This window comes from Marivita sp. (assembly GCF_965656765.1).
Classification (GTDB): domain Bacteria; phylum Pseudomonadota; class Alphaproteobacteria; order Rhodobacterales; family Rhodobacteraceae; genus Marivita.
Genome location: NZ_CBFHLV010000023.1, coordinates 18,078 through 44,022 on the forward strand (window position 1 = coordinate 18,078; position 25,945 = coordinate 44,022).

The window sequence follows — 25,945 nt, forward strand, 5'->3', positions numbered from 1 at the left end:
GTATCCTCCAGTTTGGTAAATTCAGGTTGTTCGGGTCCAGTTCAGGCGGCCAATGGCCTTCTGACACAAGGTATCGAGGGTGAAACCGATCACGCCGATGACCACGACGGTGGCCGACAGTCGGTCATATTCGAGGGTGTCGCGGGCGTCGTTGATCGCGTAACCAAGCCCCGACGTGACGCCGAGGTATTCTGCCGGCACCAGCACCACCCAGGCCACACCAAGGGCCAGCCGGATGCCGGTAAAGATATCCGTGGCGACAGCGGGCAGGATCACGGTGGTCAGCATATGTTTTGGGCTTGCACCAAGATTGCGCGCGACCTTGATCCATGCCGGATCAATGCGGCGCACGCCTGCCGCAGTGGCAAAGACAATGGGCCAGATCGCGGCGACGGCGATCAAAAATACGATCGCGGCGTCCCATGTATCAAACCCCATCACGGCAATCGGCATCCACGAAAGCGGCGAAATCATGCGCAAAAACTGGAATGGGATATTGGTGATTTCGCGCAGTTGCGCGATCCGACCGATCAAGATGCCCAAAGGCACCCCGATCACGATAGCGATCAACATTCCGTAGCCCACGCGGTAGAGCGACGGCCCCGCCATATCGAGCACCTCGCCCGATGTGACCATGACCCACAGCCGGGACATGGTCGGGGCGGGGGCAAAGTCGGCAAAGGCGAACATATCGGGATTGTTCGCCACTGCGCGTCCGCCCAGCCACCACAGAACCAGCAGTCCACCCATACCGATGATGGCGTTCATCAATGGGCGATACCGGCCCAAGCTGGGCAAGCTGCGCAACCTTTGGGTGTCGGCAATCATGCTCATAGTTTCAGGATTTCCTCGCGCACAAATGGATCGCCCGGGTTGACAGACGGATCATTCATCCACTCGGGGTTGGCTTCGAGGGCGGTTTTGACAAAGTCATAGTTGACCAAATCCTGCGTCACGAAATCGGCATCCAAATCGGTCAGGAACGTGGTGTCGCCGCTGACAACCGTGTCGGACATCGCCTCGACGATCAGCTTGGTTGCCGAAGGATAAGGCCAGGGCTGGAAATCGATCCGCCCATTCTGGAACTCCGCCTGGTTCTGAATCGCGCCGCTTTCGGTGTAGGCCTCGTGGTCGTCATACAAGGTCATCGCGCGCGTCACGACAGGGGCCGGTGCGGGTAGATATCCTTCTCCGTCACGAGAGAGCAGTTCTGCGACCTCTGCCTTGTTCTGGCTTGCATAAATCGCCCCACGCACGACGGCATTCATGACCTTTTGGGTCCATTCCGGCTTGGCGTTGACGGTCTCTTCATTCATGCAGACGACACAGCAGGGGTGGTTTTTCCAGATGTCGCCGGTAAAGCGCAACATCCGTGCGTTGGCCCTTAATTCACCCAAAGCGTTGAACGGTTCGGCCACGATATAGGCGTCGATTTTACGGGCGGCCAAGGCGGGCGGCATATCAGGCGGTGGGAGAACCTGCAGATTGCACTCGTCTGGTGCAAGCGGTTCGTCCTGGGATTTGATCACCGCTTTGATGCCTGCGGCGCGCAAAGCGTATTGCAGCACAATGTTGTGCATCGAATACCAAAACGGCACCGCAACTTGTTTGCCACCCAGCCCAGCAAAATCGGTGATCTCAGTATGCCCGCCAACGACCAAGGCAGAGCCGTTGGTATGAGCCCATGCCATGATCTTCACAGGAAAGTTGTTGTTGTAGCGCATCCAAACGGGGATCGGTTTGAGAAAATGTACCAAGTTGAACTTGTTCGACGTAAAGCCTTCGATCAGGGGCGCCCAGCCACGGATCAGGGTTGGCTTTTCGGCCTCAAGCCCTTCGTCGGCAAAGTAGCCTTTGGCGTGGGCGACCAGCAGAGGCGTCGCATCGGTGATCGGCAAATAGCCGATCCGCACCACATCATCGTCCTGCGCCTGCGCAATAGATGGCAGTGACGCGGCCAGCCCGCCAAGCATTGCAGCCAAGCCGCCCTGCGCCAACATATCCAGCGTTTGGCGTTTGTGATGATCTACGCCACCGTGTCCGCAACACGCGGTGTGAAGGTCACTGGGTTTATCAAAGTGATCGGACATCGCAGCTACTTTCTTAAAAGGTATCAGGGGTTTGAAGGTCGGCGTAGATGGCGTTTAACCGGGTCAATTCGGTTTTGAAGGCTGTTCTGTCTGACAGCCGGTCCGCCTCGGAAAGCGCAACAGCCGTGTCATCGGCAATCACTCCCTCGCCAGATTTGAGAAACACGGCGCGGTCGGCCATCAACACGGCCTCTGACACGTCGTGAGTCACAAGGATTAAGGTCAGGCCAAGCCGTTTGGCGATGGCCCGTACGTCCTGCTGCATGGATTGACGCGTGAACATATCCAACGCAGAGAATGGTTCATCCAACAGCAGAACATCCGGGCTGGGAACCAAAGACCGGGCCAGCGCAACCCGCTGTTGCTGGCCGCCTGACAGATCTTGAACGTTACGATTTGAAAAGGCCGCAAGATCGACGAGGTCGAGGACCTCTGCCACGCGGGTGTCTGCCTCGGCCATTTTGCCTGCATACTTCAGGCCAAGTGCCGCATTCTGTGCGACGGTCATCCATGGGAAAAGTGATGGCGCTTGAAACATCATCACCCAAGAAGGGCTGGGGCCCATCACGGCTTGCCCGCCAATGCGTACCGACCCTTCACTGGGTTTGATCAGCCCGGCAATAATATGAAGCAATGTCGATTTACCTGACCCCGACCGCCCAATCAGAGCAACGACCGAGCCAGGCTCAATTGTCAGATCAACACCATTCAATACCCGCCCGTCCGCCGCGTTGTAGCTGTGCGCGACGGCTGCCACACGAACGTCGACGCCAGATCCGGGCGGGGTAGCTGCCACTTCTTGGGCCACGGAAAGGTTGGGGAAATCGTGCTGCATCATCCCTTACCAGCTGTTGTAACCAAGGAATTTACCGGACATCTCGATCTTGACCCGGTCGCCTTTGGGATGTTCCACGCGGGTCACAGACATATCGAAATCAATGGCCGACATGATCCCATCGCCAAACTCTTCTTGGATCAGTGCCTTTAAGGTTGGGCCATAAACGCCGACAATCTCGTAAAGTCGGTAGATGCAGGGATCGGTAGGCACTGCCTGCTCCCAGATTTTCGTTGGGCTTTCTTGCAGGACAGCGGCGGCCTCTTGGGGCAGTCCCATCGCGGTGACCATGAGCGCGGCTTTGTCGGCGGGAAACGCATTCATTCCCACGGCGGCGGAATGCGTCCAGACCGGCGACATATCAATTTTTGCGGCGATCTCTTCCCAAGACAGGCCAGCCTGTTTCTTGGCGACAAGGATCATTGTGGTCACGTCTTCTTTGGTCAGCATTTATATAGTTCCAAGAGTTATCTCGTGATGGTCTGCGTCACTAAAAGGCCGGCGAATTACCGACGCTCTATTTCGTCTTTGCTCGTGGTTGGGAAATCGGCGTGCAGTGTTGCATTTGAGGGGGAGACGTCCTGAGCGGGAGCTCTGCAGATGCCGTTGTGGCAGTATCGCAAACCGCTGTCCTGAGTGCCTGTGTCGCCAAGGAAGTCGTCGGTCATGAGGTGCACCTTTCCGATGTTGGGTCAAAGGTGACACGTTGCTTGGTACGGCTTAAGGGGGGATCATCAATCGCTCAAAAAAGCGATCCTCCTGATTTTAATGACTTATTAATATGCACAGGAAACGAGTTCTCGTAATCTACGAGAACTCGTATTTGGTTCTGCTGCGCTTGATCGGGTCATGATCGGCACATGCTTGATGATTCTACATTGCGTGATGCGCTGTCGATCAATCCGCTTCCAGCGTTATTGGTTGACGCGCGCGCGGGGCGTATCGAGGCACACAACAGCGCTGCCCAAGCGCTGTTCGGGGAGGGATTGAAACAAAAACCTTTGTCAGACTACCTGCGCAGCCCGCGCATGGAGATGGCTGTGTTCCTTGAGGCAACGCTCCACTTTGGCAGCTATCTGGACACAGCTCTTTCGTTCCAGAACCAAGACGGGATCGACTTGCGCTTGCAAACATACGGCACCCATCTGCCAGAGACTGATATGCACTGCGTGATGCTCACGTTTCTTGATCTGGACGCTCAGGAACGCCGCCAACGCGCATCGGACCAGAACGCCCACTATAAAGCGGGGCTGTTCGAATGGCAGACTGTGTATGGGTTTTTTAAAGAAGTAGAGGCCCAAAACCGACTGATCCTTGATGCCGCAGGAGAGGGTATCTACGGCATAAACGCCGAGGGCAAAGCCACCTTCGTCAACCAAGCTGCACAAGACATGTTGGGGTGGGATGCAAAAGACTTGATCGGGCGCGAATTGCATTCGATCATTCACCATCATCATTTGAACGGTGACGTCTTTCCCCCGCACGAATGCCCGATCTACGACACCTTTAGGAAGGACAAAACGCAACGCGTCGAAAACGATGCCTTCTGGCGCAAGGATGGCAAGCCGATCCTGGTCGAATATGTGTCGACTCCGATCTACGATCAGAATGTGCTTGCTGGCGCTGTGGTCATTTTCCGCGATGTGACCGAGCGCAAAGAGAACGAACGCAAGCTGCGCGAGGCACTTGCCGAAGTCGAGGACCTGCGCATCGCCCTGGAACAGGAAAACGATTATCTTCTTACCGAAATTCGTTCTGAGCGGTCCCATATGGGGATCGTCGGCCAATCTCCTGCGATCCGCAATTTGAACGCACAAATTGATCTGGTCGCGGGCACGTCAACCAATGTCCTGATCACCGGGGCCAGCGGGACGGGAAAAAGCCTTGCCGTCTCTGCCATCCATGAAGCCAGCGACCGGCGTAAACGCCCTTTGGTCAAGCTGCATTGTTCACCCGCGTCACACCGGACATTGGATGCCGATTTCTTTGGGTACCGAAGAGGTGCTTTTCGGGGCGCGACGCGGGATACAGCCGGACAGATTGCGCTTGCGCAAAACGGTACGCTGCATCTGGACGAGGTTTCTGAACTAAGCCCTGATTTTCAGGCCAAGCTGATGAATGTTCTGCAAGACGGCACATACCGCCGCCTTGGAGACTCTGTCGATACACCGGTGTCTCTGACAATTGTCTCGACCACTTCGCGTGATTTGCAGGCCGAAGTCGCCGCAGGCCGATTTCGTCAGGACCTCTACTTTGCTCTGAGCGTCTTTCCCATCCGCTGCGAGCCTCTCAGCAGCCGTCGCGAGGACATTCCTTATCTGGCGCAACATTTTCTCAAACTCTCCACCCGTCGATTGCGGCTGCCTGAAGCGCGCCTATCAAAGGCAAACATTGACGACCTGTGCGGTTATGATTGGCCCGGAAACGTCCGCGAATTGCAAAACGTGATTGAACGCGCCGCCATATTGGCACGCGGCGGAAAGCTTCGTTTCAATTTCGAAGACGGAGGGGAGGTTGCGTCGATCCCAGAAAACAAGGTCTTTTCCGACGCTGAAATTCGTCGGATCGAACGGAACAATCTCGTGGCCTGCCTGCGGCGATCAAAGGGTCGGGTATCTGGGCCGTCTGGTGCCGCGGCCCTGCTTGGATTGGCTCCCACAACGGTCCACTCGCGGATTAAATCATTCGAGATCACAAAACGCGATTGGTTTGAGCATGAAAACAATGATGCGACGAGGTGATCAAGAGTCAGCACACCGGGTCACATCTGTCTCATACAGGATCACAAACAAGTGGCACCGCCTTGCCTCTGGGACGCGCTTCTTTTTCTCCAAAGCCTGCTGACGACAAAGAGGCGCCGGGGACGAACCCCATAGGCCAAGGCCCGGCCATTTGCAGCCAAAGCACCCTAGCTGATGCGTTGTTTGTAATACGTGTCTTTGTGCACGATCAGCCCGTCGCGGTATGTAAGGATGTCCACGCTTAGGAACTCTTCCTTGCTGCCGTCTTTGTGGGTCGCGGTGCGGCGGTATTCGCAGTAGGCCTTATTCCCTGCAATCGCACAGTCCAAGGTTTCCCAATGGACGTTGGTGACCTTGTCGAACAGGCCAGCGAATACACCGCGAATGGTGTCGGCACCTTCAAAGCGGACGCCGTACTCTTCGGGGCCAACAGCATGATCGAACGTCGCATCCGGGGCGAAATGTTTCATTACAGCGTCGATATCGTTGGCGTTAAACGCGTCGCCGACGGAATCGACTAGAGCGCGGGTCAGGTCTGTCATGAGTTTGGTCCTTTTCCCTGAAGCATGTCACAGGTGTGTTTGAAGAATGGGCTGGCGGGATCGACCAGCACATTCAGTTCATCGAAATGGTCAACGCCCGGCACGAAATAGAGACCCATCTTGCGGTCTGCCGTTTCATATTTGTCGACATACATGCGGGCTTGACGGTGGAACTCGTCGGTTTCTGCTCCGCCCACCACAACAAGTTGTGGGGCGTTTGTCATAGGCGGGTGATTGGTCATTGGGCTTTCGGCTTCTGCCTCGGTCGGGTCCATGCGGATGCCTGCATTCAGGGCTTCAGTCAGGCGGACAGGCTCCAGATAGCTAAGCGGCGAGACCGGAATGCCCGCTTTGATCATGTCAGTGGGCAGGTCGGCTCCGAAGCTGGGCCAATCGGTGGCCATCATCATCTGGGTGATGTGCCCACCTGCGGAATGGCCCATCACTGTAATGCGATCCGGGTTGATGCCCAAATCGGCGGCGTTGCGCCAGATATAGGCCATCGCTTCGCGCGCCTCTTCCGTAATACGGGTGATCGTAACCGCGGGGCACAGATCATAGCCAACCACGACCACGTTGATCTCTGCCGCAGTAAAAGGCGGGGCGATAAAGCTGTAGATGGATTTGTCGCCGCGCTGCCAGTAACCGCCGTGGAAATAAGCCAGCGTCGGAGCCGAGGTATCGCCGCATCGAAAAACATCCAGCTTTTGCTTGTCGCCCTCGCCATACCGAACATCAATTGTGCAGTCTGACGAGTCGCGTGCCGTTTGGCTGTCGGTTGTCCAGCCGGGAATGACCGTTTCTTCGTAATCTGGACGACCCGCGCGCAGATTGTACTGGGCGTTGAACTCGGCCGGGGTAAAGCGGGTGTGATACGTCAGATGATCGCTCATCTCATAACCTCCGGTAGCGGCGCGGCAAAGAAATTGCCACGGCAATAGACAAGGGGTGGTACGGGCGTATGGGCATATTTCATCACCCGGCCCAAAAGGATTTCATGATCGCCCGCATCCACACGGTCATGGATGATGCACTCTAAATGCGCGGACGCGCCGGGCAGGAGTGGGGCAGTGCCACCCGCAGCCCAATCCGTGTCGGTAAACCGGTTTTCAACGTTGCTGGCAAAGTGCAGCGCCAAGTCCTGTTGTGCGGCGGATAGGATGTTCACGGCAAAATGGCCCGACATTGACAAGGTTGGGAACACGCGGCCCGACTTGGCGATGCAGACGGAAACCATCGGTGGTTCCAGCGACACAGAGGTGAAGGAATTGGCTGTCAGGCCCCATGGGTCGTGATCGGTGTCATAGGCTGTCACGATGGTGACACCGGTTGGGAATGACCCCAGTGCGCGGCGGTAATCTTGGGTGTCCATCACAGCACCCCTTCGCTGGCGCAGGCCTTTTCCAATGCTGCCCATTCATCGGGGTTGGTGCCAAAGTGGCGCATGACGTGGTCTTGGTAGGCAGGGCGTTCCGCAAGCCGATTGTACCACGCCTCGATATTGGCCAGGGGTGGGCGATCGACCTCCACGTTGAAATACCGATACGCGATACACCCAAGTGGAATGTCTCCCATCGTGAACGCATCGCCGCAGACGTAGGGTTGATCGGCGAGATGGGCATCAAGGATCGTCAAGGCCTCGTGCGCCTCGTCGCGCAGTTTGGCGATCTTTGCCGGATCGCGTTGGTCGGGTTGAGTGCGGACCGTGGCGAAGAAGAGATAGATCACCGGCATGAAGGCACGGCTGGCGGACCATTCCATCCACTGATCGGCAATCGCGCGGGTCTGAACATCGGACGGGCTAAGCGTGCCTGTGCCGTAACGGTCACTCAGATACCGCACTATCGACAGGCTTTCCCAAAGTGCAAAGTCGCCATCGCGAATTGCTGGAATCATGCGGTTCGGGTTGATCCGTTCATAGGCGTCCGTGTCGAGCTTGTCGAAACTGCCGCCCGCCAATTGCAGCGTATAGTCCAAACCCAGTTCATTGGCCGTCCAGATGACCGGGATAACGTTGGATGAATAGGGGCGTCCCCAGATCTCAAGCATTTTCGAGCACCCGTTTGTCAGCGATGGATTGTGTGCCGAACTTTGGCACGACATGTTCGAACAAGCGGTTCCAACTGGCGAGGATTTTCTCGTAAGGCACGCCGGTGTACTGCTGCATCAGCATGAGGTGGTCGAGCCCGATAGTCTCTTGTTTCTCGGCAAACCGTTCGGCCACGTAAGTGGCATCGCCCACTACGATGATCCCGCGCTTGTTGAGGAAATCGAACCAGTCGCTGTCCTCATCTTCGGGCGTCATCTCTTCTCCGATGTCAAGGTAGCCTTGCTTCGTCCATTCCCCTGCGGGCCGTGATCCGCCAAGGAATTCGTAATAAGCGTTGATCGGACCCCGGATCGTGTTGAGCGCCTCCTCCATGCTTTCGCCGACATAGAAGGCGGTGCACACACCCACACCTTCACCCAGTTTTACATCGCGTCCTTCGCGCTTGGACAGAGCGGCGCGGTAAGGTTCCCAGCAAGCGCGCGTGGCTTTGGGGCCAGATGACATGGAAATCACCCCCCAGCCTTGTTCACCAGCCAGTTTGAAGGTGGGTGGTGCGTTCGACATGAGCCAAACAGGGGGGTGGCCGTTCTGATATGGGCGCGGGTGGACGTACATGGCTTTGTATTCGCCATCTTCGTCGTGATAACGCGGATCCAGTGGTTCGAAGAACCGGTTGGTTTCCTTCCAGCCTGGCACCGGGAATTGGTAGAATTCACCCTTGTGTGTGAACGCCTCGTTGGTCCAGGCCTTGAGGATGATCTCAAGGCTTTCCTGATAAAGCCGCATTACCTTGGCATTGTCGCGCCGGTCGGCATCTTTGTTGAACTGGATCGTGGAGCGTTCGTTGATGCCCTTGGCGACACCGAAATCGACCCGGCCCAGCGTCATGTTGTCGAGCATTGCAACGTCTTCGGCGACACGCAGCGGGTGCCAGTCAGGCAAGATGATCGGGGCTGTTCCGACGCGCAGTTTTTTGCAATGGGCCGCGACGTGGGTGCACATCTGGATCGGGTTGGGCGGCGCGTTCATATAGCCGTTATGCGCGAAATGATGTTCGGTAAACCACGCTGTGGTGAACCCCGCCTGTTCGGCAAGCGTGCATTGTTCAAGGATCATCTCAAGGGTGCGTGTCCAGGGAATCGTCTCGCCGGGGCTGAAATTGGCAATCAAATCAAAGCGCATGACGTCCTCCCAAACATGTGCGATAAGTTGAAAATCGAAATATATTTCAATTAAGTTCAAAAATACTCGAAAAATCAACTAAAATCTTCTATCTCGGATGTATGAAAACAGATGTGCCGGAAACAGACGCCCAGCGACTTGGCAGCGAGATCCGAGAGGTTCGCAAAGCGCGGGGCCTTACTTTGAACGACTTGTCCGAAGCGGTGTCCTGTTCGACGGCGTATCTCAGCAGGATCGAGCTTGGGTCAGCCAACGTGTCATCAGAGCTTTTGTCGGAAATCAGCGCCGCGCTGTCCGTCGATCCCGATTGGTTCTTTCCGACGCAGTCAGGTGCAGGGCCACTGGAGCGCAGCCATGTTGTTCGGGCTGAAAACCGCCGCAGCCTGTCAGGAATGTACACACGGACGACCGAAGAACTGGGGTTCGAAGACGAGTTGTTGTCGAGCACGCTTTCCGGACAGTGCTACCTCATCCTGTCGCGGTTTCCGCCGAACGCCGGTGCGCCACCGGATCCGGTTGAAGGCTATACTTTTGAGGGGGAACAGCACGCGATCGTCCTTACCGGAGAGGTCGAGTTGCGGTTGGGTGATGAATTAATCGTTCTGCGGAAAGGCGACAGCTTTTCCTACCCGTCGATGATCGCGCATCGGTTTCGGAACCGAACCGACCAAGAGGCGACGATGGTTTGGGCGATGTCACCGGTTCGGATAAGTTGGTAGGCAGGTCGTTCAGGATTTGTAGGTCCGGTCGGTCAGATCAATTGCCGACAGCGCCTTGCGGCATGCGGTTAGGAACATTGACTCTGCATCGGACTGGCGGCGGCTCGGGTTGCTGATCAGGAAAATGTCCACCTGTGGAAGGTCGTCGTAGGGCGGTAGTTGACGCAAGCGACCGGCGTCGACATCGCGTTGAGCGACGTGCAGTGGCAGAGCGCCGATGCCGATATTGGCCATGATCATACGCCGGATTTCATTGAGGCTGGACGACACGCCGCGCCAGCTATTGGCCAAGCCAAGCTGGGCCCGCAGACGGGATATCGCCTCTAGCGGTTTGCCCTCGGCTTCGGTCTGGAAGGCAACAAAGGGCTCGCCCCTGAGATCATCGAGCGAGATGTCTGGCGCATGAAACAGCGGATGCCGGGCCCCGCAGTAAAGGCCGAAATACTCACGGTAGAGCACCCTCGAATCGAGGTTTTGCGGCATCTGCGACAGTAGGCAAATCCCAAGGCTGGCGCGGTTCTGGGAAATCATCGTGGCCACATCATCACTTTCATTTACCGAGAATGCATAAGTGACATGCGGGTGCGCTTGGGAAAACGCGTGCAAAACCTCGTCAAAGTGTTCGGACATCACAGAGCTGGTTATGGCGATAGACAGATGCCCGCGCAGTTCCGCCTCATCGATGTCGAGGAGTGAGGGCAGTTGCGAGATGGTGCCAAAGATCTTTGCACACTCGGTGTAAAGCACCTGACCGGGGCGGGTGATGGTGAATTCATTGGGTTTTCGGATGATCAGCTGAGTGCCGGCAGAGTATTCAAGACGCTTAAGCGCGGCCGAAACCGTTGGCTGTTTGAGGCCCAAGAAATCTGCCGCTTTTGAGATGCCGCGTTGTTCCACCACGACCATAAAGGTGCGCAGCAAGTTCCAGTCGAGGTTCCATGGAAAGCGTTGTTGCTTTGGTAGGCTCATAGTTTTCATCTATATTTAAGGTTGTTTATATTTATTTGCGCGATGGTCCAGCGTCGTGCAAGTCTTTTCGCACAGCGGGGTTAACCCGCGACAGTTTCTTGGCCGACAGCCATCCAGACCAATCCAACATGGAGACCAAAATGAATTCTCGCCGTACGATCTTGAAGACTGCCATTGTCGCCGCAGGCTTTGCCGTAACCGGGCTGACTGCTGCCAGCGCAGAAGAACTCGATACCCTCAAGGAAGAAGGCGTCATTCGCATCGCGATGTCTGGCGCATATCCTCCGTTCAACTTTGTCAACGATCAGAACGAAGTGGTCGGCTTTGATCCGGCCATTGGTGCCGAGATCGCCAAACGCATGGGGCTTGAGGTTGAGATCATCACGACTGCTTGGGATGGCATCATTGGTGGTCTGCTGGCCAACAAATATGACGCCATTGTTGGTTCCATGACCATTACCGATGAACGTGACGAAGTTGTTGATTTCGTTGGTCCGTACTATTCCGACAAGCGTGCAATTTTTTCGAAGCCGGGATCGGGTATCGAAAGCCTTGACGACCTCGAAGGCAAGCGCGTTGGCCTGACATTGGGTGAAACCCACGAAGATTGGGCGCGTGAGCGGGGTTATGACATCAACACCTACAAGGGCCTGCCCGAGCTTTTGTTGGAGCTTGAGAACGGTCGCGTTGATGCCATTGTCAACGACTCTATCGCGGCCATTCTGGCGATGAATGAGAAGGGTCAGGAATACCAGATGTTCGCAGACCCAACGACCGAACCTTTCGGTGCTGGCATCGCCATTCGTGAAGGCAGCCCGGCACTGGCCGCCGAGATGCAAGCGGCGCTTGATGCTTTGATGGCGGATGGCACGTATATGCAGATCGCCGAAGAATGGGTCGGCGACGACATCCGCTGATCAGACTGGGCCCCTGCCTGATTGGGCGGGGGCTTTGCTGACTTCAGCAGTTGCGCAGACCGCGCTTGGGTGAATAGCTTTTGCAGGATCGCTGTTGCGATAACTGCCGAAGGCAGGGTGACTTTCGACGTGCGCAATCCGGCAGGTAATGCCGGACATTTCCAATCAGCCACAGGGGCGTGACATGGACATCGACCTGATCCTACGGGTCTATCCGTTTTTCCTAGAGGCCGCTTGGGTCACGATCCAGCTGTCTGTTCTGACCGCGTTGTTGGGTCTGACCTGCGGCACGCTTGGGGCTGCGGCACGGTTGTCACGTTTTGCTGTTCTGCGATTTACAGGCGCGGCGTATGTCAGTCTGTTTCGGGGCACGCCGGCGCTGATCCAGTTGTTCATCCTCTATTTCGGCGGTCCGCAGATCGGGATTCAGCTAGATGCGTTCGAGGCGGGTGTGATCGGGCTTGGCATCAATGCGGGTGCTTACATGACTGAAACCATTCGCGGTGCCATCATCTCGATCGATAAAGGCCAGCGCGAGGCCGCACGGACCTTGGGACTTAGTCAGTGGGAAGCGACGTATAAGGTTGTCCTGCCGCAAGCGGCGCGGTTGATGGTGCGGCCTTTTGGTGTGAACCTGAACATGTTGATCAAGGCAACCGCACTGGTTGCAGCGATTTCGGTGGTCGAACTGACCTACACCGCGCAGCGCTATATCGGGTCGACCTACAAACCGTTCGAGATGTTCCTACTGGCAGGGATACTTTACATGATCATCATCTATGTGACCGGACGGGCCGTGGCCTGGCTGGATCGCAAAGTGCAGATCACCTGACCGGGAAAGGGTAGACAGATGGGTCTGGACTTTAGCGTTGTTCCCGCACACCTCGATGTGATCTTGCTGGGCTGCCTTTGGACGATTGCGATTGCGGTCGCCGCCGCCGTCCTGAGCTTTTTCGGTGGGATCGTCTTTGCGGTGATCGCGCTTTATGCGCCTGCGGTCATTCGTTTGCCATTCCGGCTGATCGAATGGGTGTTCATGGGGACGCCGCTGCTATTGCAACTTTTCCTCATCTATTTTGGGCTCGTGCAGATCGGTATCGACCTGCCTGCCTTTGTTGCCGGGATCATCGGCTTGGGGCTGCATTTTGCGGTCTACAATTCTGAACTGATCCAGACAGCAATCCTGTCTGTGGACAAGGGTCAGATGGAGGCCGCACGGACTGTGGGCCTAAGCCGAGGTCAAGCGCTTCGCAAAGTGGTGATCCCGCAAGCAGTGCGCGATGTGATCCCGCCGATTGGCAACAACATGATTGCGCTTCTCAAGGACAGTGCACTGGTGTCGGTAATTGGGGTGAGCGAACTGACACTGTCTGCCCAGCGTGCCATTGGTGCAACCTACCGGCCGTTTGAGTTCTACCTCGTTGCCGCTGCGTTTTACTACGTCATCAACCTCGGCATGGAATGGGTGCAACGCCGGATCGAGCGTCGCATCGCCATTTCTCGCTGATCAAAGAGGCCGAACATGACTGACCAAAGCCAATTTGTCGAAATTCGTCACGCTCAGAAATCGTATGGGCCGCTTGAGGTGCTCAAGGATATCAGCCTAAACGTGGAGCGTGGGCAGATCGTTGCCATCATTGGCCCATCCGGATCGGGTAAATCCACCTTGCTGCGCGCGATCAACGATCTTGATTCACTGACTGGTGGCGAAGTCTGGCTGGATGGGGTGCAGGTCAACAAGGAACTGCCGCACCGCCAGTACGAAAAGCACATCAACGCGATGCGTCAGGACATCGGCATGGTGTTCCAGCACTTCAACCTGTTCCCGCATCTGACCGCGCGCGAAAATGTTGTGATGGCGCCCAAGATGCTCAAGGGTCTGTCCAAGGAAGAGGCGAACGCGCTGGCCGAAGAACAGTTGGACAAGGTCGGGATGCTCGACCGGATTGACTATTACCCGTCGCGGCTTTCGGGCGGCCAAAAACAGCGTGTCGCGATTGCCCGCGCCTTGGCAATGAAGCCCAAGCTGATGCTGTTTGACGAGGCGACCTCGGCGCTCGATCCCGAGCTGGTGGATGAGGTCAATATGGTGATGAAAAAGCTGGCTGAAGAGCACATGACGATGATCATCGTCACCCATGAGATGGATTTCGCGGCGTCGGTTTGCGATCGTGTGCTTTTCATCGATCAGGGTGTCGTGGTCGAAGAGGGACCGCCCAGCGTCGTGTTCAAGAACCCGACCAAAGACCGCACCCGTGAATTTCTTCGCAAACATCTGGCAGGTGTCGCGTGACCGATGCGCCTTCATATCTGTTCTATCAATCCCGCAATCCGCGCCCATTTCTGGATCACGGAGAGGGCATCTATCTGATCGACGAGTCCGGCAAACGGTACATTGACGGGTCATCCGGCGCGATGGTGTCGAATATCGGCCATTCGAACCCGCGGGTTCTGGCCAAGATCAAGGCCCAGATGGATAAGGCAACCTTTGGCTATCGTCTGCATTTCCGCACCCATCCGTCTGAAGACCTGGCGGCCAAGACTGTTGAGATGACACCGGATGGTTTGGATCGTGTGTTCTTTGTCTCTGGCGGTTCCGAGGCGGTGGAAAGCGCGGTCAAACTGGCTCGGCAATATGCACTGACGCAGGGCGAGGGGGCGCGGCACAAGGTGATCTCGCGGTTCCCATCATATCACGGCTGCACCTTTGGGGCGCTTGACCTGACGGGCTATGATCCGCTGAGTAAACCGTTTGCGCCGATGATGTCGGGCATGCCCAAAGTGGCCGCACCGGCGACCTATCTGGATCGCGACAACCTGACCGAAGAAGCACGCGGTCTGAAATATGCCGAGATGCTGCGCGACAAGATTATCGCTGAGGGGCCTGAGACGGTGTTGGCCTTCCTGATGGAACCGGTCGGTGGGGCCTCAACCGGCGCGCTGGTTGCACCTGACAGTTACTACGGTCGTGTCCGTGAAATCTGTGACGAATTCGGTGTGCTGCTGATCTATGACGAGGTCATGACCGGTGCGGGGCGCACCGGTAAATTTCTTGCCGCCGAGCATTGGGGCATCACACCTGACATCGTCGCGCTGTCCAAAGGCTTTGGTGCGGGCTATGCGCCGCTTGGTGCAATTGTCGCCGGGGCGCGATTGGTCGAACCGGTGCTGGATGCGGGCGGCTTTCTGCATGGATTTACCTACGCTGGCAATCCATTGGCCTGTGCCGCAGGTTTGGCAGTGCTCGAGGAATTGCAGGACCAGAATCTGATCGAAAACGCGGCCCGAATGGGTGAGGTCTTGATGGCTGAATTGCGGGCCTTGATGGATCGGTATCCCTTTATCGGGGATGTGCGTGGAAAGGGCTTGCTTACCGCGTTCGAGTTCGTTGCAGACCGCACCACGATGGAGCCACTTGAACCAAAGCTCCAAGCGCATGAACGGCTGGTGGAATTGGCTTATGACCGTGGGCTGATCATCTATTCGCGCCGCACCCGTGGCGGAAAGGCAGGCGACCATTTTCTTGTCGCGCCGCCATTGATCATTACCAAGGAACAGATCGCTGACATGATGGCGATCCTGCGCGACGCGCTTGATGCCTTTGCCGTTGAAATTGGCTTGCCGGTGGAGGACGCTGCGTGAGACTGCCCGACAAAACCTGCAGCATCAAAGACGCCATCTCGGGCATAAAAGACGGTGACAATGTCATGATCGGCGGCTTTGGGGTGCCGGGCACGCCAATGACATTGATCCAAGCGCTGGTTGCGCATGGCACGCGCAATCTGACCCTGATCAAGAACGATGCAAATGAGCCGGGCATGGGTCTTGATCACCTATTGCAAAACGGTCAGGTCGCTCGGCTGATCACCACGCATCTTGGTCTGAACAGTCATGCCATTGGCCTCATGAACGACGGCACTATTGAGGTCGAATTCAATGCACAAGGTATCCTTGCCGAACGTATTCGCGCAGGCGGGGCCGGGCTTGGTGCTGTACTGAGCGATATCGGGATCGACACGGAACTGGCTGTCGGCAAGCAGATTGTCGAGATGAACGGCAAATCCTATCTGGTGGAACCCGCCCTGCGCGCCGATGTGGCCTTGGTGCATGCCGACCGTGCCGACCTGTTCGGCAATGCCGCTTATGTTGCCACAGCGCAGAACTTCAATCCGCTCATGGCCATGGCCGCTACCCGTGTCATCGTCGAGGCCGAAACGGTTCTGCCGCTGGGCGGGATCGCCGCCAATGATGTGCACACGCCGGGTGTGTTTGTCGATCACGTGGTCGAACTTGAAACTCTGTCCGAGGAATATGCCGTTGTCCGACGCTAGGGAACGCATGGTCGCCCGCGCGGCCCGTGAAATTGCACCGGGCATGGTGGTCAATCTGGGGATCGGATTGCCGACCAAAGTGGTCAATCATCTGTCAGCCGATTTCCCGGTTTGTCTGCATACTGAAAACGGTCTTGCGGGGATCGGCCCGGCCAAAGGATACGACGCGGCAGATCGCAACCTGATTGATGCTGGCGGGGCCTATGTGTCTACCGTGCCGGGGTCGTCCTGTTTCGACAGTGCGACCAGCTTTGCTATTGTGCGGTCTGGGCGTCTGGACCTGACCATGCTGGGCGCGTTCGAAGTGAGCGCTGCGGGGGATCTGGCGAACTGGAAGATCCCCGGTAAGTTCAGCCCCGGTGCCGGTGGTGGTATCGAACTGGCGCAAAAGGCGCGGCGCGTGGTGGTTCTAACCAGCCATACAGATCGCGCCGGGAATCCCAAGCTGAAACAGACCTGTTCGCTGCCTCTGACTGCGCGTGGCTGTGTGGAGCGTATCTTTACTGATATGGCGGTAATTGATGTCACCGCTCAGGGATTTGCCCTTGTTGAAACCCGAGAGGGCATCAGCACGGCAGACGTCATCGAAGCAACAGGCGCGCCACTGATCCTGCCCGACGCCCCTGTGCCGACCTTTTGAGGCTTTCGCATGACCGACGACCTGAAAACCCGCCTCTGTGATGCAGTGGATGCAAATTTTGACCAACAGGTAAAATTTCTGTCCGACCTTACTGCGCATCCCTCGACCCGTGGTAACGAACAATCAGCGCAAGATTTTATGGCTGCCGAACTGACCACTCGCGGCTATGAAGTGGATCGCTGGCAGATCGACATCGAAGACATCCAGCACTTGCCTGGCTTTTCGCCGGTGCTTGGCCCCTATGACGACGCGGTCAACGTGGTGGGTGTGCACAAAGCGCGTTCGGGGCGTGGCAAGTCTCTGATCCTGAATGGTCATATTGATGTTGTGCCTGAAGGGCCTCTCGATATGTGGGACAGCCCACCATTTGAACCGCGTGTGGCGGATGGCTGGCTGTACGGGCGCGGCGGCGGCGATATGAAGGCGGGACTGGCATCCAACCTGTTTGCCCTTGATGCCCTGACAGCATGCGGTTTCGCCCCCGCTGGTGACGTGTTCTATCAATCGGTGGTCGAAGAGGAATGTACCGGCAATGGTGCATTGGCCTGTCTTGCGCGCGGCTATACCGCAGATGCGGCGCTGATCCCTGAACCCTTTTCTGAACATCTGGTGACGGCCCAGTTGGGGGTTGTCTGGTTTCAGGTGCATCTCAAGGGACGACCGACACATGTCGCCTATGCCGGAACTGGATCAAACGCCATCGAGGCGGCCATTCCGTTGATACAGGCCCTGCACGAAATGGAACATCGTTGGAATGCTGCCGAAAACCGCCCCGACGACTATGCCCATATGGACCATGCGTTGAACCTGAATATTGGCAAAATCGAAGGCGGCGATTGGACAAGCTCTGTGCCTGCATGGTGTGTCTTTGACGTACGTATGGGGCTTTTTCCCGGTCAATCGATCGAAGCTGCAAAAGCAGAGATCGAACAGGTCATCTTGGATGCAGCACGCGAAAACGCGTTCTTGCGCAACGCGCTGCCGGAAATCGTTTATCATGGCTTTCACGCCGAAGGGTATGCGCTGTCACAAGACAGCTCTGACAATGCAGCGATGGCAATTAGTGCCTTAGAACAGGCGCACCGGTCGGTCACTGGTACGACGTTGCAGCGCGAGGCGATTACCGCCACCACCGACGCGCGCTTCTTTGGCCTTTATGCCGACACTCCAGCACTGGTCTACGGTCCCCGCGCAGAGGCGATCCATGGCTTTAACGAACGTGTCGATCTGGAAAGCTTGCGCCGTATTACCAAGGCCACTGCCATGTTCATCGCCGACTGGTGCGGCACAGAAGAGGTCTAATCCATGCGAGACGCCGTCATTGTATCAACTGCCCGCACGCCGATTGGCAAGGCCTATCGCGGTGCGTTCAACAACCTTGAGGCACCCAGCCTTGCCGCTCCTGCGGTTCAGGCCGCTTTGACGCGGGCTGTGCTAACGGGCGTCGAGGTCGAAGAGGCAGTGTTCGGATCGGCGCTGACCCAAGGGTCGTCTGGTGTCAATGTTGCGCGTCACATCGTGCAAGCGGCGGGCCTGCCTGACAATGTGGCGGGAGCGACAGTTGACCGGCAGTGCGCCTCGGGGCTCAACGCGCTTGCCATCGCGTCGCATATGGTGCGCTGCGAGCAAGTCGATGTGGCACTGGCCGGAGGGCTGGAAAGCATATCGCTGGTTCAGAACAGCCATTGGAATGGGCATCGCTACCGCGATCCAAACACGCCGAACTCTTATTACCTCAACATGCTAGAGACTGCTGAGGTTGTCGCTGAGCGTTACGGCGTGAGCCGGGATGCCCAGGACGCCTATGCGCTACAAAGCCAGCAGCGAACCGCCCGCGCGCAAGAGGCTGATCTGTTCAAAGACGAGATCGTGCCGGTCGATGCGGTGAAGACCGTTACTGATAAGACGACGGGAGATACGTCGGACCACTCTGTGCGTCTTGATCATGACGAGTGCAATCGGCCTGAGACAACGGCGGAGGTTTTGGGCAAGCTGGGCGCCGTCATAGGCGATGGCAAAACCGTGACAGCGGGTAATGCCAGTCAATTGTCTGATGGTGCTGCGGCCCTTGTCGTGATGGAAGCATCAGAGGCCGGGCGACGCGGCTTGACGCCTTTGGGCGCATTGCGCGGCTTTGCTGTAGCAGGCGTCGCACCGGACGAGATGGGGATCGGTCCGGTGATCGCCATTCCACGGTTGCTCGACCGTGCGGGGCTAGGGATGAACGACATCGACCTTTGGGAGATCAACGAGGCTTTCGCGGCGCAGCTTTTGTATTGCCGGGATCGGCTTGGCATTCCAGATGACCGTTTGAACGTCAACGGCGGAGCGATTGCGATTGGTCATCCCTATGGCATGTCAGGCGCACGGATGGCGGGCCACATTCTGCTAGAAGGACGCCGCCGCAGTGCCAAATGGGGGGTCGTGTCGATGTGCGTCGGTGGCGGGCAGGGTGCCGCCGGATTGATCGAGATCTTCTGAAGGCTGCGCAATGACTGTCCTGTCCGAGACACATATTCAAGACCTGATCGCGCTGCGCCACGAGTTGCACCGCCGCCCCGAAGTGTCGGGCCAAGAGGCCAAGACCGCCGAGCGCATTGCGCACGAGCTTCAAAAGCGGGGGGCTGACCGGGTTTGGCAGGGTCTGGGCGGCCATGGTGTGGCAGCAGAATTCATGGGTGTCGAAGATGGCCTAACAGTGCTGCTACGCTGTGAGCTTGACGGGTTGCCGATCCTCGAAATCTCAGATTTGACCTATGCCTCAGAGGTTAAAGGTAAAGGGCATTTGTGCGGCCATGATGGGCACATGGCGACCATGCTGGGCGTTGCAACTGGCCTTGCCAAACGCCCCTTGAAAGGTCGTGTCATCCTTTTGTTTCAGCCTGCCGAAGAAACCGGGGCAGGGGCCAAAGCGGTTATTGACGACCTGCGTTGGCCAGAGATCCGACCGGATTTTGCCTTTGCCTATCACAACGTGCCGGGCCGCCCGTTGGGTGAAATTGGCATCCGACCTGGGCCGGGCAATTGTGCGTCGCGCGGGATGCAAATCTTGCTTGAAGGCAAAAGCTCACACGCGGCAGCACCCGAAGACGGAGTGTCCCCCGGACCAGCGATGGCAGCGCTGATGCAAGCGCTGCCAAGTCTGAGCACTGGAATGATCGGGGACGCAGACTTTGCCTTGAGTACCCTCACCTATGCGCGGCTGGGCGAGCCGACCTTTGGCATTGCCCCTGGGCAAGGTGAACTGCGGGTGACGCTGCGTTGTATGACGGATGACAGGATGGATGCACTGGTAACTGACGCACAGTCTTTGGTCGCGCAGCACTGTTCAGACCTGTCGGTCAAAGTGATGTGGCATGACATCTTTCTGGCGGTGACAAATGATCTAGAGGCCACGCAGCTTGCCCATCAGGTCGCGGTGGGTCAGGGCCGAGATGTTTACGAGATGCCGACACCGATGCGGTGGTCTGAGGATTTTGGCCGTATCGGTGGCGACGGTGCGCAGGCAGCGATGCTATATGTCGGCGCTGGCGAGACCCATCCTCAGTTGCACAACCCGGACTACGATTTCCCGGACGCCTTGATTCCGATCATGACGGATTTGTTTGTTGGCATCGTCGATCGCATTTTGGGTCGCGTGCAGGTCTGATCGTGTCTGATCTTCTTCCCAGTTCGTGGTGCGAGATTCATCTGGATCGGGTATCCCGCAATCTTGAATTGACGCACCGCTTGCTGCCCAAAGGTACCAGTCTTTGCGCCGTCATGAAGGCTGACGCCTATGGGCATGGGATTGACCGTGTGGTGCCGCTTCTGATCGAACATGGGGTGACGCGCATTGGGATCACATCGAACGCCGAAGCGCGCGCTGTGCGACGCGCCGGGTTTACCGGGCGTCTGTTCCGGCTGCGTGCCGCGAGCTTGCTAGAAGTTGAAGGCGCGCTGGCGGACCGTGTGGAAGAGCAGGTTGGCTCGTTGCGTGCAGCACGGCAGATGCGGGATTTGTTCGACGCCGGTCGCGCCACAGTCGGTGTTCACCTGTCGCTGAATGCGCAGGGCATGTCGCGCGACGGTTTGGAGATATCGACAAAAGCCGGACAACGCGATTGCCGTAACATCGTTCGTGACATTGGTGCGCATATCATTGGTATCTGCACACATTTTCCGAGCAACGAACCCGCGCGGCTGGAACACTCGGCTGATTTGTTCACTGAGCAGGTCGCATGGGTTTGCGCGAACACTGGCCTGCAGCGAGCCGATCTTTTGGTCCATGCGGGCAGCAGCCTGACACTACTTTTGGGGGCACAGATCGAAACAGATATGTATCGGTGTGGGGCGATTCTGTACGGGGTTTTGAACCCAGAGCTGGGGTTTCGCCCGACAATGGAAATCAAATCGCGGGTCGTCCATATCGGTGAGTATCCCAAAGGCGCAACGGTGGGATATGATTGTGATCACGTCTTGTCAGAAGATCGCCGTCTGGCCTGTGTATCCATCGGCTATGCTGCGGGATACAGCCGCGTCGCCCAAGGTCGTGGCTCTGTTCTGATCCGGGGGCAGGTTGCGCCGGTCTTGGGCAAGGTGTCGATGAATTCGATCGTCGCGGATGTGACCGATATACCTGAAGCACAGGTTGAGGATGACGCGACGCTGTTCGGAACTGACGGAACTGCGTGTCTTGGTCCGTCAGACGCCGTTGCGCAATTCGGCACCATCTTGCCGGATCTGTTTGCGGATTGGGGCGCGCGCAATCCCAAGGTCTATCGCTGACACTATGGTCAAGCGCTGGATGTAGGCGCATTGGCCGAAACTGCTTTTCTTGGATCGGGGATCAGAAAATACGTTGATATGGCAAAGCTCAAGCAACCCGTCATGATGGCAAAGGACCACCAGCCGCCAAAGACCTGTGTGGCCCATGCAAAGGCAAAGGGGGCCGAAGCGTTTATGCCGGTCTGCACAAAGGCAATCCAGCCAAGCCGCGCACCGTATCCATTCGCCCCAAAAAGCGCGAGGGGCAGGGTGCCGCGTGCGATGGTTTTGATACCGTCACCCATGCCGTATAGCGCTGCTGCGATCATCAATCCCGGCAGGGTGAAGCCGACTGCCAAAAGCACCACAAACCCCGCCATCATCAACCCAAGGCTGAGCGCGTATGTAACCAGTGGGTACATGTTGCGGCTTACCAGCATCTCAAAGAACCGCCCGACTGTTTTGAAAGGCCCGATCACTGCGCCCGCAATTGCTGCCATCGCTGCCGAATGCCCCAGATCCTGCACATTGGTGACCCAGAGCGTCATCACGGCGCCCATGAGGTAGCCAGAAAACACAAAAGAGATAACCATCCATAGCATCCCACGCCGCCGCATCGCACCTGTCAGTTCCGGCCAGTTTGGACGTGGCGCTCTGGACGGGCTTCCAGGTGGTGTTTCCGCGCGTCTGAGGGCGAAGAAGTGGATCGGGGCGCATGTCAGAAGCAGTGCGACGCCAAGGATGACCCATGTCGTTTCCCATCCGAGTGCCGTGTAGATGGCCAGCGTGAGTGGCCAGAAAATGGTCGATGCAACACCGCCAAACAAGGTGATGATCGAGATCGATTTTTGCGCCGGAACGCTCAAATCAAGGCGGGCCACCGAGGCGAACGCGGCATTGTAGAGCACGAACACGCCCGCACCTTCGGCCAGCAAGATTGCTGCAAACAGCCCGGTTTTGCCTTGGACCAAGCTAAGGGACATCACCGCAACGGCAGCCATGATTGTGCCAAATGTCATGACCCAGCGTCCACCAAAGCGGTCGATCAGCCGCCCCGCGACCGGCGCCATCATGCCGCCAAAGAACAGCCCCAGAGACAGGATGCCGAAAATGCCAGACAGGCTTAGCCCAAGGTCATCCGCCATATGCGGCAGCAGTATCGCGTAGGCATACATCAAAGTACCGTAGCCAATGATCTGGCTGATCCCGAGGCCGATCGATGGAAGGTAGTCTCGGTCGATCATTTGATGGCAGGACCGTCAGAGCGGGGCGAAGTTATGTCGCGTTGGACACCAGATGCCATCCAAGTGCCCACGACGTTCTCGCATAATGCACTAGTCATTTCGATTATTTGAGCGGGCATTGGGGGGCCTTCAGTTCTGGGTAAGGTTCGTAGAAAGCTTGTCCGGCATGTTTTGTTTGGGTGCAAGTCACTCGATGCGTTTTGCCCATAATGGTTTCCCGAGTAAGAGGTCTGGCATTCGCGCATTACCAGGCTGATGCGAGATCATAGGGCCTAACGGGACGTGTTCGGCATTGGCAACAGGCGGCGTGAATGTCATGGAGCCGTCATGTCTTTTTGGCAAAAGGGGCGAGGTGAGGGGAGTTCCAGTGTCGTATACGCGCTTTGCGATTTACTATGTACCGCCTGAAGGCGCGTTGGCCGACTTTGGCGCTGTATGGCTGGGTTGGGATTGTATTGCGGGTTGCGACGCGGTCCAGCTTGATGTGCCCGGTCTTGAGGACGTGACGAAGGCACCGCGTAAATACGGGTTTCACGGAACGCTGAAGCCGCCGTTTCGATTGGCCGATGGGACAGACCTGACAGGCCTAACGGCAGCAACCGCGGATATGGCACGAGCATGCGCGCCTGGGCACAGTGACGGGCTCGTCTTGACCGTTCTGGGTCGCTTTCTTGCGCTGACCCCGGTTGGGGACATGAATGGAATTGCCCGCTTAGCATCGACATGTGTCAAGGCGTTGGATTCATTTCGCGCGCCGCCCACTGAGGCAGAGCTGATGCGGCGGCGCAAAGCACGATTGTCGCATAGGCAAGACACATTGTTGGAGCGCTGGGGCTATCCATATGTGATGGAAGAGTTCCGGTTTCACTTGACCCTGACCGGGCGCCTTCGGGTAGAACAGATCGACCTATGGACCGATGTGGTGGGGGCGCATCTGCCAGAATTACCGAAACCGTTCACCCTTGATCAGATTGCACTGGTGGGCGAACGACCGGACGGGCGGTTCGAGTTAATCGAACGCTACACGTTACTAGGCTGATCCAAACGCGCCCTTACTGACAGCCGCCGGCGGCCCATTGCCGTAGGTTGCGTTTAAGAAGACCGTTGAACGGATGCGGTTTCTCAAGCGACTTTTGACCGCTAAGGTTCAGGTAAACATTCGATTGGTCGCAGAGCCGTTCTTGAGTCCACTCATGACAATTGGAACAGGATTGATCTTTCCAATACTCGTCTGGCAGCCCTTCAACTGGCGGGAACATTGGCGACAGTGCCGTAATCTCGGATAGCAAGATGCCGTCAATCACAGAGCCTGGCGCGACGAGGGGCGTGTCGAACTTAACGACATTTGGCACAGTCGAGCGTTCCTGTTCGGCAACCATTGCAAGTTCGGTTTCCTCTGCCGGCGCGCTGACTCCTTCGCCCACTGGGTCAACATTGTTTTGCGCTTGCATTGCCTCGACTTCGCCACGCGCAAATTCTGAGAACGTCCCATTGGGAAAGGCGTTCAGATATTCCTGATAGCCCTCAATGGTGGGGTTGGCTTGAACTGCTTCGAACATCGTCTGCTCGTCTTGGGACGGGCCCGCCGGTTCCGGGCGCTCTACGGCGGCGGTTTCGTTGGTCAGTTCGGATTCGATCGCTTCGGCCAATAGCGCGCGGGCATCATCGGCGTATGAGCTGTTGGGGTAGCCGCGCAGGAACAGCATGATCTGCACCGGGTCTTTGGTGGCCTGAACCGATTCCCACAGTTGACGTGCTGCCAGATCAACCGGGTCTTCGATGGGTGCGTTCACAAAAGTAAAGTTGTTGGTCAGAGAGGACGTGTCCCATGGTGTCTGAAGGCCGTTGGTTTGTTCGAGCACCGACACGCGCACCTGTTTGAACATCTGCTCGACCGCGACACCCGGCTTGGTCATTTCCCGCACCAGCGCTGTTGTAAACGGGCTGTTCTGGCCAGTTCCGTCCAACGCGACTGCGCCTGGGGACGTAGCGTAGGACAAGAATGTTCCTGTGGGTGCTTTCATTTCCGCCAGACCGGGGGAATCGAATTCCGCCATGTCGGCAAACGGGTTGTTGCGGCAGGCGTCGAGAATCACAAAATTCGTGCGGTTGCGCGCCGATGCCATTTGGCGGAGAACCGATTGCGCCTCAACGCCTTCGAGATCAAGATCAGCGGCATCATTCAGCGATACGTCGACCGGTAATAGATATTTGTTTCCAAAGCTTTGAACGCCGTGGTCCGCATAGTAGAACAAGCCGGTGGTATCAGCCCCGCCGTTGCGCAGGCTGCGGCCGAAATCGGAGAGGGCGCGCTTCATTTCGATCTGTGTGGCGTCAATCAGAAGGGTGACCTGAAAGTCGATCTGCTCAAGCGTCGAGGCCAGAAGTTCAGCATCGCGGGTCGGATTGTCGAGCGCAGACACAGTTTCATAGCTTGAGTTGCCGATAACCAAAGCGATGCGGTCTTGCGCCATAGCGGGCGACGCGGCAGCTGTGAGGGCCAAACATGTCGCTAAGGCCCTGTTTGAAATGAGTTTTCCCAGTTTTGGTAGCCAGTCGGTCAAAACTTCCTCCTGCCGTAGCCGGTTGGTTCAATCAAAAAAATCGTGTAAATTCTCATAGAGAACATAATCTATCGCGTGTCCTAGGCAAGCATGCAAGGTTTATGATAAACTCATGTTTTGATACCATGAACGCCTAGAACTTTCTGCGCAATTCATCTGCGAGGTCATTATGAGAATAGCTTTCCACCGTGTTTTCTTTGCCGTTGCCCTGATGCTTGCCTTGCCGTTTGGCATGGCATCTGCCCAAAGCTCCGACCCGTTTGAGTATGGGTGGAATTTGGATGGTGACGCGTCCGAACTAAGGAACGTCTGAAAAACCTCGCGTGCTGAGCGGTTTGAGATAGACTGTGGGGGTCGATAATGGAGCCTCGCCGA

Annotated in this window: 26 protein-coding genes; 14 read left to right on the forward strand and 12 right to left on the reverse strand. The window is 56.9% G+C overall.

The genetic code is table 11. The features are described 5' to 3' along the window. Positions 1-21: 21 nt before the first annotated feature. The 4 genes from ACTG4M_RS08595 to cynS are packed head-to-tail and all read right to left on the reverse strand — an operon-like array spanning position 22 to position 3,375. The gene (locus ACTG4M_RS08595) at positions 22-834 is read right to left on the reverse strand and encodes an ABC transporter permease (protein ID WP_439123240.1); all 813 of its coding nucleotides are present in this window, start codon (positions 832-834) and stop codon (positions 22-24) included. Further along, positions 831-2,090: an ABC transporter substrate-binding protein gene (locus ACTG4M_RS08600; RefSeq protein ID WP_439123241.1), complete on the reverse strand. Its 1,260-nt coding sequence runs from the start codon at positions 2,088-2,090 to the stop codon at positions 831-833. Before ACTG4M_RS08600 ends, ACTG4M_RS08595 begins: the two co-directional genes overlap by 4 nt. A 13-nt stretch (positions 2,091-2,103) precedes the next feature. Then, positions 2,104-2,928: an ABC transporter ATP-binding protein gene (locus ACTG4M_RS08605; protein WP_439123242.1), complete on the reverse strand. Its 825-nt coding sequence runs from the start codon at positions 2,926-2,928 to the stop codon at positions 2,104-2,106. A 3-nt stretch (positions 2,929-2,931) separates the two neighbouring features. Continuing rightward, entirely contained in the window at positions 2,932-3,375 is a 444-nt protein-coding gene (gene cynS, locus ACTG4M_RS08610; RefSeq protein WP_439123243.1) for a cyanase, read from the reverse strand. Positions 3,376-3,785: 410 nt separating this feature from the next. Between cynS and ACTG4M_RS08615 the strand changes: the two genes are divergently transcribed. Then, the gene (locus ACTG4M_RS08615; RefSeq protein ID WP_439123244.1) at positions 3,786-5,666 is read left to right on the forward strand and encodes a sigma 54-interacting transcriptional regulator; all 1,881 of its coding nucleotides are present in this window, start codon (positions 3,786-3,788) and stop codon (positions 5,664-5,666) included. A 167-nt stretch (positions 5,667-5,833) separates the two neighbouring features. On the opposite strand, the gene ACTG4M_RS08620 is transcribed toward ACTG4M_RS08615, so the two are convergent. The 5 genes from ACTG4M_RS08620 to ACTG4M_RS08640 are packed head-to-tail and all read right to left on the reverse strand — an operon-like array spanning position 5,834 to position 9,440. Next, positions 5,834-6,208 carry a nuclear transport factor 2 family protein gene (locus tag ACTG4M_RS08620; protein WP_439123245.1) on the reverse strand — a complete coding sequence of 125 codons (375 nt, stop codon included), beginning with the start codon at positions 6,206-6,208 and terminating at the stop codon, positions 5,834-5,836. Beyond that, a complete protein-coding gene (locus tag ACTG4M_RS08625) occupies positions 6,205-7,101 on the reverse strand; it encodes an alpha/beta hydrolase (protein ID WP_439123246.1) in 897 nt (298 codons plus the stop codon). The genes ACTG4M_RS08620 and ACTG4M_RS08625 overlap by 4 nt, the downstream gene beginning before the upstream one ends. Then, complete coding sequence (locus ACTG4M_RS08630) at positions 7,098-7,580, reverse strand: flavin reductase family protein (RefSeq protein WP_439123247.1); 483 nt, start codon at positions 7,578-7,580, stop codon at positions 7,098-7,100. The genes ACTG4M_RS08625 and ACTG4M_RS08630 overlap by 4 nt, the downstream gene beginning before the upstream one ends. After that, positions 7,580-8,257, reverse strand: a complete 678-nt coding sequence (locus ACTG4M_RS08635; RefSeq protein ID WP_439123248.1) for a glutathione S-transferase family protein — start codon at positions 8,255-8,257, stop codon at positions 7,580-7,582. Before ACTG4M_RS08635 ends, ACTG4M_RS08630 begins: the two co-directional genes overlap by 1 nt. Further along, positions 8,250-9,440: an LLM class flavin-dependent oxidoreductase gene (locus ACTG4M_RS08640; RefSeq protein ID WP_439123249.1), complete on the reverse strand. Its 1,191-nt coding sequence runs from the start codon at positions 9,438-9,440 to the stop codon at positions 8,250-8,252. Before ACTG4M_RS08640 ends, ACTG4M_RS08635 begins: the two co-directional genes overlap by 8 nt. A 101-nt stretch (positions 9,441-9,541) precedes the next feature. Here ACTG4M_RS08640 and ACTG4M_RS08645 point away from each other — a divergent pair, with 101 nt between their 5' ends. Beyond that, complete coding sequence (locus ACTG4M_RS08645; RefSeq protein WP_439123250.1) at positions 9,542-10,159, forward strand: helix-turn-helix domain-containing protein; 618 nt, start codon at positions 9,542-9,544, stop codon at positions 10,157-10,159. Between the two features lie 9 nt (positions 10,160-10,168). On the opposite strand, the gene ACTG4M_RS08650 is transcribed toward ACTG4M_RS08645, so the two are convergent. Further along, a complete protein-coding gene (locus tag ACTG4M_RS08650) occupies positions 10,169-11,128 on the reverse strand; it encodes a LysR family transcriptional regulator (RefSeq protein ID WP_439123251.1) in 960 nt (319 codons plus the stop codon). Between the two features lie 140 nt (positions 11,129-11,268). Here ACTG4M_RS08650 and ACTG4M_RS08655 point away from each other — a divergent pair, with 140 nt between their 5' ends. From ACTG4M_RS08655 to alr, 11 genes are all read left to right on the forward strand, one after another. Beyond that, complete coding sequence (locus ACTG4M_RS08655; protein ID WP_439123252.1) at positions 11,269-12,045, forward strand: transporter substrate-binding domain-containing protein; 777 nt, start codon at positions 11,269-11,271, stop codon at positions 12,043-12,045. A 184-nt stretch (positions 12,046-12,229) separates the two neighbouring features. Further along, positions 12,230-12,877, forward strand: coding sequence for an amino acid ABC transporter permease (locus tag ACTG4M_RS08660; RefSeq protein WP_439123253.1), 648 nt, complete (start codon positions 12,230-12,232; stop codon positions 12,875-12,877). Between the two features lie 18 nt (positions 12,878-12,895). Beyond that, positions 12,896-13,552, forward strand: coding sequence for an amino acid ABC transporter permease (locus tag ACTG4M_RS08665; RefSeq protein ID WP_439123254.1), 657 nt, complete (start codon positions 12,896-12,898; stop codon positions 13,550-13,552). 15 nt (positions 13,553-13,567) lie between these two features. Next, positions 13,568-14,338, forward strand: a complete 771-nt coding sequence (locus ACTG4M_RS08670; RefSeq protein WP_439123255.1) for an amino acid ABC transporter ATP-binding protein — start codon at positions 13,568-13,570, stop codon at positions 14,336-14,338. Continuing rightward, entirely contained in the window at positions 14,335-15,687 is a 1,353-nt protein-coding gene (locus tag ACTG4M_RS08675; protein WP_439123256.1) for an aminotransferase family protein, read from the forward strand. Before ACTG4M_RS08670 ends, ACTG4M_RS08675 begins: the two co-directional genes overlap by 4 nt. Next, positions 15,684-16,376 carry a CoA transferase subunit A gene (locus tag ACTG4M_RS08680; protein ID WP_439123257.1) on the forward strand — a complete coding sequence of 231 codons (693 nt, stop codon included), beginning with the start codon at positions 15,684-15,686 and terminating at the stop codon, positions 16,374-16,376. The genes ACTG4M_RS08675 and ACTG4M_RS08680 overlap by 4 nt, the downstream gene beginning before the upstream one ends. After that, a complete protein-coding gene (locus tag ACTG4M_RS08685; protein WP_439123258.1) occupies positions 16,363-17,016 on the forward strand; it encodes a 3-oxoacid CoA-transferase subunit B in 654 nt (217 codons plus the stop codon). The genes ACTG4M_RS08680 and ACTG4M_RS08685 overlap by 14 nt, the downstream gene beginning before the upstream one ends. Positions 17,017-17,025: 9 nt before the next feature. After that, positions 17,026-18,318 carry an ArgE/DapE family deacylase gene (locus ACTG4M_RS08690; protein WP_439123259.1) on the forward strand — a complete coding sequence of 431 codons (1,293 nt, stop codon included), beginning with the start codon at positions 17,026-17,028 and terminating at the stop codon, positions 18,316-18,318. A gap of 3 nt (positions 18,319-18,321) precedes the next feature. After that, positions 18,322-19,497, forward strand: coding sequence for an acetyl-CoA C-acyltransferase (locus ACTG4M_RS08695; protein ID WP_439123260.1), 1,176 nt, complete (start codon positions 18,322-18,324; stop codon positions 19,495-19,497). 10 nt (positions 19,498-19,507) lie between these two features. Next, positions 19,508-20,665 (forward strand): amidohydrolase, encoded by a 1,158-nt coding sequence (locus ACTG4M_RS08700; protein ID WP_439123261.1) that lies wholly within the window; start codon positions 19,508-19,510, stop codon positions 20,663-20,665. A gap of 2 nt (positions 20,666-20,667) precedes the next feature. Beyond that, a complete protein-coding gene (gene alr, locus ACTG4M_RS08705) occupies positions 20,668-21,783 on the forward strand; it encodes an alanine racemase (protein ID WP_439123262.1) in 1,116 nt (371 codons plus the stop codon). A gap of 8 nt (positions 21,784-21,791) precedes the next feature. On the opposite strand, the gene ACTG4M_RS08710 is transcribed toward alr, so the two are convergent. Further along, on the reverse strand, positions 21,792-23,006 hold the full coding sequence (locus tag ACTG4M_RS08710; protein WP_439123263.1) for an MFS transporter: 1,215 nt from the start codon (positions 23,004-23,006) through the stop codon (positions 21,792-21,794). Positions 23,007-23,373: 367 nt separating this feature from the next. Here ACTG4M_RS08710 and ACTG4M_RS08715 point away from each other — a divergent pair, with 367 nt between their 5' ends. Further along, the gene (locus ACTG4M_RS08715) at positions 23,374-24,045 is read left to right on the forward strand and encodes a DUF1045 domain-containing protein (RefSeq protein WP_439123264.1); all 672 of its coding nucleotides are present in this window, start codon (positions 23,374-23,376) and stop codon (positions 24,043-24,045) included. 13 nt (positions 24,046-24,058) lie between these two features. Here the strand turns inward: ACTG4M_RS08715 and ACTG4M_RS08720 are convergent, their stop codons facing one another. Further along, positions 24,059-25,570 (reverse strand): caspase family protein, encoded by a 1,512-nt coding sequence (locus tag ACTG4M_RS08720; RefSeq protein WP_439123265.1) that lies wholly within the window; start codon positions 25,568-25,570, stop codon positions 24,059-24,061. Positions 25,571-25,945 lie beyond the last annotated feature (375 nt).

Coding starts and splice junctions, on each gene's coding strand:
- ACTG4M_RS08595 (WP_439123240.1), bottom strand. CDS start 834: ATGAGCATGATTGCCGACACCCAAAGGTTGCGCAGCTTGCCCAGCTTG.
- ACTG4M_RS08600 (WP_439123241.1), bottom strand. CDS start 2,090: ATGTCCGATCACTTTGATAAACCCAGTGACCTTCACACCGCGTGTTGC.
- ACTG4M_RS08605 (WP_439123242.1), bottom strand. CDS start 2,928: ATGATGCAGCACGATTTCCCCAACCTTTCCGTGGCCCAAGAAGTGGCA.
- cynS (WP_439123243.1), bottom strand. CDS start 3,375: ATGCTGACCAAAGAAGACGTGACCACAATGATCCTTGTCGCCAAGAAA.
- ACTG4M_RS08615 (WP_439123244.1), top strand. CDS start 3,786: ATGCTTGATGATTCTACATTGCGTGATGCGCTGTCGATCAATCCGCTT.
- ACTG4M_RS08620 (WP_439123245.1), bottom strand. CDS start 6,208: ATGACAGACCTGACCCGCGCTCTAGTCGATTCCGTCGGCGACGCGTTT.
- ACTG4M_RS08625 (WP_439123246.1), bottom strand. CDS start 7,101: ATGAGCGATCATCTGACGTATCACACCCGCTTTACCCCGGCCGAGTTC.
- ACTG4M_RS08630 (WP_439123247.1), bottom strand. CDS start 7,580: ATGGACACCCAAGATTACCGCCGCGCACTGGGGTCATTCCCAACCGGT.
- ACTG4M_RS08635 (WP_439123248.1), bottom strand. CDS start 8,257: ATGCTTGAGATCTGGGGACGCCCCTATTCATCCAACGTTATCCCGGTC.
- ACTG4M_RS08640 (WP_439123249.1), bottom strand. CDS start 9,440: ATGCGCTTTGATTTGATTGCCAATTTCAGCCCCGGCGAGACGATTCCC.
- ACTG4M_RS08645 (WP_439123250.1), top strand. CDS start 9,542: ATGAAAACAGATGTGCCGGAAACAGACGCCCAGCGACTTGGCAGCGAG.
- ACTG4M_RS08650 (WP_439123251.1), bottom strand. CDS start 11,128: ATGAGCCTACCAAAGCAACAACGCTTTCCATGGAACCTCGACTGGAAC.
- ACTG4M_RS08655 (WP_439123252.1), top strand. CDS start 11,269: ATGAATTCTCGCCGTACGATCTTGAAGACTGCCATTGTCGCCGCAGGC.
- ACTG4M_RS08660 (WP_439123253.1), top strand. CDS start 12,230: ATGGACATCGACCTGATCCTACGGGTCTATCCGTTTTTCCTAGAGGCC.
- ACTG4M_RS08665 (WP_439123254.1), top strand. CDS start 12,896: ATGGGTCTGGACTTTAGCGTTGTTCCCGCACACCTCGATGTGATCTTG.
- ACTG4M_RS08670 (WP_439123255.1), top strand. CDS start 13,568: ATGACTGACCAAAGCCAATTTGTCGAAATTCGTCACGCTCAGAAATCG.
- ACTG4M_RS08690 (WP_439123259.1), top strand. CDS start 17,026: ATGACCGACGACCTGAAAACCCGCCTCTGTGATGCAGTGGATGCAAAT.
- ACTG4M_RS08695 (WP_439123260.1), top strand. CDS start 18,322: ATGCGAGACGCCGTCATTGTATCAACTGCCCGCACGCCGATTGGCAAG.
- ACTG4M_RS08700 (WP_439123261.1), top strand. CDS start 19,508: ATGACTGTCCTGTCCGAGACACATATTCAAGACCTGATCGCGCTGCGC.
- ACTG4M_RS08710 (WP_439123263.1), bottom strand. CDS start 23,006: ATGATCGACCGAGACTACCTTCCATCGATCGGCCTCGGGATCAGCCAG.